The organism is Bacteroides sp., assembly GCF_019417265.1.
GTDB lineage: Bacteria > Bacteroidota > Bacteroidia > Bacteroidales > Bacteroidaceae > Phocaeicola.
This window is the reverse complement of record NZ_DXVR01000115.1, coordinates 1-7,310: the sequence shown is the minus strand read 5'-3', so window position 1 is coordinate 7,310 and position 7,310 is coordinate 1. Positions and strand designations below refer to the sequence as shown.

Below are 7,310 nucleotides of genomic sequence, written 5' to 3'. Positions count from 1 at the left end.
GTCCATTTCTCTTTATTAGGTAGCACTTCGGGAATGGAGTTGCGGATTTAAGGTCAATAAGACAAAATTTTGCCCTTCGGATACAAATAAAAAAAAATAATGATAACTTTGCAAAAAACATTTTTTTATGGAGAAACATCATCATCACCACCATCATCATCATGAGATTTCGACCTCGATGAACAAAATATTCATATTCTGCATAGTGCTGAACCTGCTTTTCGTAGGTATAGAGGCTGTAGTAGGATTATACTTCAACTCTGTAGGGCTGCTTTCTGACGCAGGACACAACCTGAGCGATGTGTTCAGTCTGGTATTGGTGCTCGTGGCATTCAGAATGGGAAAGGCATCATCTACCCCACAGTTCACATACGGATATAAGAAAGCAACGATTCTCATTTCACTGATAAACGCACTGATATTGTTGGTTGCCGTAGGTGCAATCATAATAGAGAGTATATACAAGCTGAAAAATCCGCAACCCATTTCCGGAACGGCCATAAGCTGGACGGCGGGAGTTGGAATACTGATAAACGGACTCACTACCTGGCTGCTGATGGGAGGAAGCAAGCAGGATATAAACGTGAAAGGAGCTTACCTCCATATGCTTATGGATACATTGGTATCTTTGGGAGTAGTAATTTCAGGAATAATAATAAGCTATACCGACTGGATGTGGATAGACCCTGTAATAGGAATCATTTTAGCACTTATAATAATGGTTTCCACCTATAACCTGCTTAAGGAGAGTCTGTTGATGACGCTCGATGCCGTTCCTTCATCGGTGGACAGAGATATGATTTCAGAGAAATTAGACAAAGCAGGCTGTCTGTCCGGCTGGCATCATCTGCATATATGGGCTATAAGCACTACAGAGAGTGCGGCTACCATACACATAGTGGTAGACTCATGGGCGGATGCCGAAAAGGCAAAAGCCGAGATAAGAGAAATATTCAATAATGCCGGCGTACACCATTGCACCATAGAAACTGAAATCGACGGTACCGAATGTCAGGCATATTCGTGCAAATAGAATATGTTTTTTCTGCAAAAATATCAATATCCTAAAAACCGGAAGCATATCTTCCTAAAAATTAAAAGCTTTTTACTACCTTTGTGTCCGGATTTTAAAACATACATTTTAGATTATGGAAAATAAGTACATCACCGTAGCATACAGACTTTATGCTATGATAGACGGCGAAAAAGAATTGATAGAAGAAGCTCCTGCTGAACATCCTTTCCAGTTCATCACAGGTATAGGATATACACTCGAGAAATTTGAAAAAGAAATAACAGCACTTGCCAAAGGAGATAACTTCAACTTTACCATCCCTTGCGCTGAAGCATACGGCGAAGTAGACCCGGAAGGAATCAAGACTCTTCCGAAGTCTGCATTCTGCGGTCCTGACGGTAAGTTTGACGAAGACAATGTGTTCGAAGGTAACATCATCATGCTGAACGACGGCGAAGGAAGCCAGTTCTATGCCAACGTAGGTGAAATTACTGACAGCACTGTAACTATCGACCTTAACCACCCTCACGCAGGCAAGGACCTTATTTTCGAAGGTACAATACTTGAAATGCGTGAAGCTACAAACAAGGAAGTTCAGGACATCGTGAACTCAATGAGCGGATGCGGTGGCGGTTGCAGCGGTTGTGGCGGCGGATGCGGCGACCATGACGATGACTGCGGTGGCGGTTGCTGCGGATGTCATTGATTGAAACTTCTAAAAAACACATCAGTGTAAATTACATTTTATTGTAGTTTACACTTTTTTTATGCCTTTTTTTATTGCATAAGTAAAAACTGATATACACAAAGATAAAAATTCTGCTATATGACATATTTTATTCGAAAAACATTGTGTATCTTCGCATTATAATACAAATAACTGAAGTATGAACAAATCGAAGAAATTTATCGGAGCTGCCGTACTGATGGCATTGATGACAGCATGCGGAAACGGCTCTAAGTTTAAGTACGAAACCGTACCTAACGACCCGATGCAGACACACATCTACACACTTGACAACGGATTGAAGGTTTACCTTACAGTGAACAAGGAAACTCCGCGTATCCAGACTTACATCGCCGTAAGAGTGGGCGGAAAGAACGACCCTGCAGAAACTACAGGTCTTGCACACTATTTCGAACACCTGATGTTCAAGGGTACAGAGAAATTCGGTACTACGGACTTCAGCAAGGAAAAACCTATGCTGGACGAAATAGAACGTCTGTTCGAGGTGTACAGAAAAACTACTGACGAAGCTGAAAGAAAAGCTATCTATCATCAGATAGACAGTGTATCGTACGAAGCTTCAAAAATAGCTATTCCTAACGAATATGACAAGCTGATGGCAGCTATAGGTGCAAACGGTACAAATGCCTACACAAGCTACGACCAGACTGTGTATGTAGAAGATATACCGTCAAACGAAATCGACAACTGGGCCAAGATTCAGGCAGACAGATTCCAGAACGCTACAATCAGAGGATTCCACACTGAGTTGGAAACCGTTTATGAAGAAAAGAACATGTCTCTGACAAAGGATTTCAGAAAGGTTTATGAAACATTGCTGAGCGCTCTTTATCCTGACTATCCTTACGGAACACAGACTGTACTCGGCTCACAGGACCATCTGAAAAATCCTTCTATCACAAATATCAAGAATTATTTCAAGACATGGTATGTACCTAACAATATGGCTATCTGTATGTCAGGAGATATGAACCCGGATGAAACTATCGAAATAATCAACAAGTATTTCGGCGAGATGAAGCCTAATCCAAACTTGCCGGAACGTCCGCAGCCTAAGGAATCACCTATCAAGGAACCTGTGGTGAAGGAAGTTATGGGTCTTGACGCTGAAAGCGTAGCCTTGGCCTGGAGAATGCCTACTACTGTGGACGATGATGTTATCTCCGCACTTATCAGCTCTATTCTTTACAACGGACAGGCAGGTCTGCTTGACGTAAACCTGAACCAGCAACAGAAAGTTTTGGGATGTTTCGCAGGCTCACTCGGCTTGTCGGACTACTATACTTATATGATAAGCGGTCAGCCAAAACAGGGACAGACATTGGATGAAGTCAAGGACCTTATGCTGGCTGAGGTTGAAAAACTGCGCAATGGAGAGTTTGACGAAGAACTGCTTCAGGCCACAATCAACAACTACAAGCTTTTCTACATGAAACAGCTTGAAAGCAATGAAAGCAGAGCTGATATGTTTGTATCGGCTTTCGTTGACGGCGACCAGTGGAGCGACGTAGTAAACTTCATAGACAAGATGAGCAAGGTAAACAAGCAGCAGGTTGTAGACTTCGCAAACAAATACTTTGCTGACAACTATGCCTTGGTTTACAAACGCATGGGTAAAGACCCTAACGAAAAGAAGATGGACAAACCGTCTATCACTCCTATCGTGATGAACCGCGACAGCGTAAGCTCATTCCTTAAAGAAATCCAGGCAAGCAAGGTCACTCCTATCGAGCCTGTATTCCTCGACTTCAACAAAGATATGCAGAAATTCACTGCTAAATCTGATATCGAAGTGCTCTACAAGAAAAATGACATGAACGACCTGTTCCAAATGACATACGTGTTCGATATGGGCAGCCAGAACGACAAGGCTCTGAGCACTGCATTCTCATACATGGAATATCTCGGAACATCAAAGAAATCGCTTTCAGAAATCAACAAGGAATTCTATCGTCTGGCATGCTCGTTCAGCGTACATCCGGGAATGAAACGCACATACGTTATGCTGTCAGGACTTCAGGAGAATATGCCTAAGGCTATGCAGTTGTTCGAAGAAATACTTGCTGACGCTCAAGTTGATGCAGACGCATACAAGAATTATGCGGCTGACATCCTGAAAAAACGTGCGGACGCAAAACTTAACCAGTCATCAAACTTCTCACAATTGCAAAATTATGCAATGTATGGAGAAAATTCTCCATCGAAGAATATCCTTTCTGAAAAAGAACTGACAGAAATGGATCCACAGAAACTGGTTGACTGCATACATAAATTCAACAGCTACAAGCACCGTATAATGTATTATGGTCCTGCTACTCAGGAAGAGGTTACTTCTATTATAAACCAGTATCACAATGTTCCTGAACAGCTTGTCGATGTACCTGCACCGGCATACGACTATCAGTATCAGCCTACAACAGAAAACAAGGTTTACTTTGCAGAATATGATGCAAAACAAATCTATTTCACAGGTATTTCAAACTTTGAAAAGCAATATGATGCTGCTATCCAGCCTACTTTAAGCATGTACAACGAGTACTTCAGCGGCGGAATGAACTCAATAGTATTCCAGGAAATGCGTGAGGCAAGAAGCCTTGCATACTCTTCATATGCATTCATAACATCGCCTTCATATAAGGAATATCCTTACATCTTCCGCTCGTTCATCGCTACTCAGAACGACAAGATGACAGACGCCATGAAGGCTTTCGACGAGATAATCAACAACATGCCTGAATCTGAAAAAGCATTCAAACTGGCTAAGGAAGGGACTATAAGCCGTTTGCGTACTGAAAGAATAACAGGTATGGATATTCTGTGGAAGTACCTTGATCTTCAAGACAAAGGAATAAACGGTGACCCACGAAAAGCTTTATTCGAACAGGCACAGACTATGACTCTGAAGGATGTGAAAGACTTCCAGCAGAAATGGGTAAAAGACCGTAAGTACACATACTGTGTTCTTGGTCACGAAAAAGACCTCGACATGAAATCGTTGGAAAAATACGGTAAGATAACAAAACTGTCACAGAAGGATATCTTCGGATATTAATCATAGATTTATAAACTTCAGAAAGGCTTGTGTGGAAACGCACAGGCCTTTTGTTATTATATTTGGAAATAATACAACTATTGATTATATTCGCATAAACTATTAAAAGAAACATGATACTGATAGCAGACAGCGGAGCAACAAAAACAGACTGGATGGTCGTTTCAGGAGGCAACTACAGACTTATCGGAACTGAAGGCATTAACCCTTTCCACCAGACAGAGGAATACATACGCAACATAATCAACTCTTCCCTTTTACCAAATATGGAAAGAGAGGATATATGCATACACAATATCACTGAAGTTCATTTTTACGGTGCAGGATGTCTGCCGCAACCGGCTATAAAAATCAGTAATATACTGAAAGAAGTTTTTCCTGAAGCTACTGTTGAAGCAGAAACAGACCTCACCGGTGCTGCAAGGGCATTGTGTGGAAACAGACCGGGGATAGCATGTATCTTAGGTACAGGCTCGAACTCATGTATGTATGACGGAGAAAGAATAATCGCCAACGTTTCTCCATTGGGATATATCCTTGGGGACGAAGGTAGTGGAGCATACCTGGGAAAAAGATTTATATCAGACTGTTTGAAGAACCAACAGCCTGAGTATCTTAAAACCGGACTTCTGGAAGAATATGCTCTTACAACAACAGATATATTAAATAAGGTGTACAGAGAGCCTCAGGCCAACCGTTTCCTTGCTTCCATAACACCTTATATATATAAGGTAAGAAAAGACCCAAATGTCGAAACATTTCTGAATGATTGTTTTACGGAATTTTTCAGACGCAACATAATGAAATACGATACGACACTCGACATATCGTTTGCAGGCTCTATCGCATGGTTTTTTCAGGAAGAAATCAAGAAAGCAGCGATATCACTTGATCTGAGAACAGGAGTGTTCATGAAAGAACCGATATGGGGACTAAAAGATTTTCACACTAAAATAAACCAATAATATCATGAAGAATTTAAGATTTGAAGCAGTAGTCATAGCAATAGGATTGCTTCTACTGGGAGTATTCATCGAACGCGGTATAAGCAGTTTTGCCAACAAAGACCGTAGCGTGAACGTTAAAGGACTTGCAGAAATGGAAGTTGAAGCAGACAAAGTTACATGGCCTCTGGTTTACAAAAGCCTAGGAAACGACCTGGTAAGGCTTTACGAACAAATCAACAAATCCAACAAAACCATAACCCAATTCCTTAAAGGAAAGGGAATAGAGGAAAAAGAGATAAGCATAAATGCTCCTGAAATAATAGACATGAAAGCAGAGAGATACAATAATCAGGAAAGTTCATACAGATATAATGTGACATCTGTAATAACCGTTACCTCAGACAAAGTAAATCTCATCAGAGAGCTTATCAGCAGTCAGGGAGAACTTTTAAAACAAGGCGTTGCAATCACATCGGGCGATTACAGATACAACGTACAATATGAATATACCGGACTCAACAAAATCAAACCACAGATGATTGAGGAAGCCACAAAAAACGCAAGACAGGCTGCAGAAAAATTTGCCGAAGATTCTGACAGTAAACTTGGAAAAATCAGAAATGCATACCAAGGACAATTCAGCATAACAGACCGTGACGCCAATACTCCTTACATCAAGAAAGTAAGAGTTGTAACCACTATTGATTATTCGCTTGAAGACTGATAACTATACATTTTAACTTTAAGGGGGGGGGGAGTTTACACTTGCCTCCTTTTATTTTTTACATATAATCTTCTATTTTTCAGCATAAAAGCGGACAAAATGTTGCATATATGGACAGAACTTAATATCTTTGCGGCCGATTTAGATGAACAACATAAAGTCTAACACAATTAATTATTTAAAAACAATTTTTTATTTTAATGGAAAACTTAAAGAACATTGCTCCTATTGAAGATTTCAACTGGGATGCGTATGAAAGTGGTGACACACTAACAAATGTAAGCAAGGAAGAACTTGAAAAAGCTTACGACAGTACTCTTAACAAAGTAAATGACCGTGAGGTTGTTGATGGTACTGTAATCGCAATGAACAAACGCGAAGTTGTAGTTAACATTGGCTACAAATCAGACGGTATCATTCCTTTGAATGAATTCCGTTACAACCCAGACCTGAAAGTAGGTGATACTGTAGAAGTATATATCGAAAATCAGGAAGACAAAAAAGGTCAGTTGATCTTGTCTCACAAGAAAGCACGTGCTACTCGTTCTTGGGATCGTGTTAACGCTGCTCTTGAAAACGAAGAAATCATTAAGGGTTACGTTAAGTGCCGCACTAAGGGTGGTATGATTGTTGACGTATTCGGAATCGAAGCATTCTTGCCAGGTTCTCAGATCGACGTTAAGCCTATCCGCGACTATGACGTATTCGTAGGTAAGACTATGGAATTCAAAGTTGTTAAGATCAACCAGGAATTCAAGAACGTAGTTGTATCTCACAAAGCTCTTATCGAAGCTGAACTTGAACAGCAGAAGAAAGAAATCATC

At 40.7% G+C, this 7,310-nt stretch carries 6 protein-coding genes; all 6 read left to right on the top strand.

Annotated features, from left to right (window positions below; translation table 11 throughout):
* Positions 1-127 precede the first annotated feature (127 nt).
* Positions 128-1,033 carry a cation diffusion facilitator family transporter gene (locus QZ379_RS11350; RefSeq protein ID WP_291564688.1) on the top strand — a complete coding sequence of 302 codons (906 nt, stop codon included), beginning with the start codon at positions 128-130 and terminating at the stop codon, positions 1,031-1,033.
* A gap of 115 nt (positions 1,034-1,148) precedes the next feature.
* Complete coding sequence (locus QZ379_RS11345; RefSeq protein WP_291564685.1) at positions 1,149-1,721, top strand: FKBP-type peptidyl-prolyl cis-trans isomerase; 573 nt, start codon at positions 1,149-1,151, stop codon at positions 1,719-1,721.
* Between the two features lie 181 nt (positions 1,722-1,902).
* Complete coding sequence (locus QZ379_RS11340; protein ID WP_291564682.1) at positions 1,903-4,815, top strand: insulinase family protein; 2,913 nt, start codon at positions 1,903-1,905, stop codon at positions 4,813-4,815.
* Positions 4,816-4,928: 113 nt separating this feature from the next.
* Positions 4,929-5,780, top strand: coding sequence for an ATPase (locus QZ379_RS11335; protein WP_291564679.1), 852 nt, complete (start codon positions 4,929-4,931; stop codon positions 5,778-5,780).
* 4 nt (positions 5,781-5,784) lie between these two features.
* On the top strand, positions 5,785-6,486 hold the full coding sequence (locus tag QZ379_RS11330) for an SIMPL domain-containing protein (protein WP_291564676.1): 702 nt from the start codon (positions 5,785-5,787) through the stop codon (positions 6,484-6,486).
* A 200-nt stretch (positions 6,487-6,686) separates the two neighbouring features.
* Positions 6,687-7,310 (top strand): S1 RNA-binding domain-containing protein (locus QZ379_RS11325; protein ID WP_291564673.1); only part of this gene is annotated, 624 nt, incomplete at its 3' end.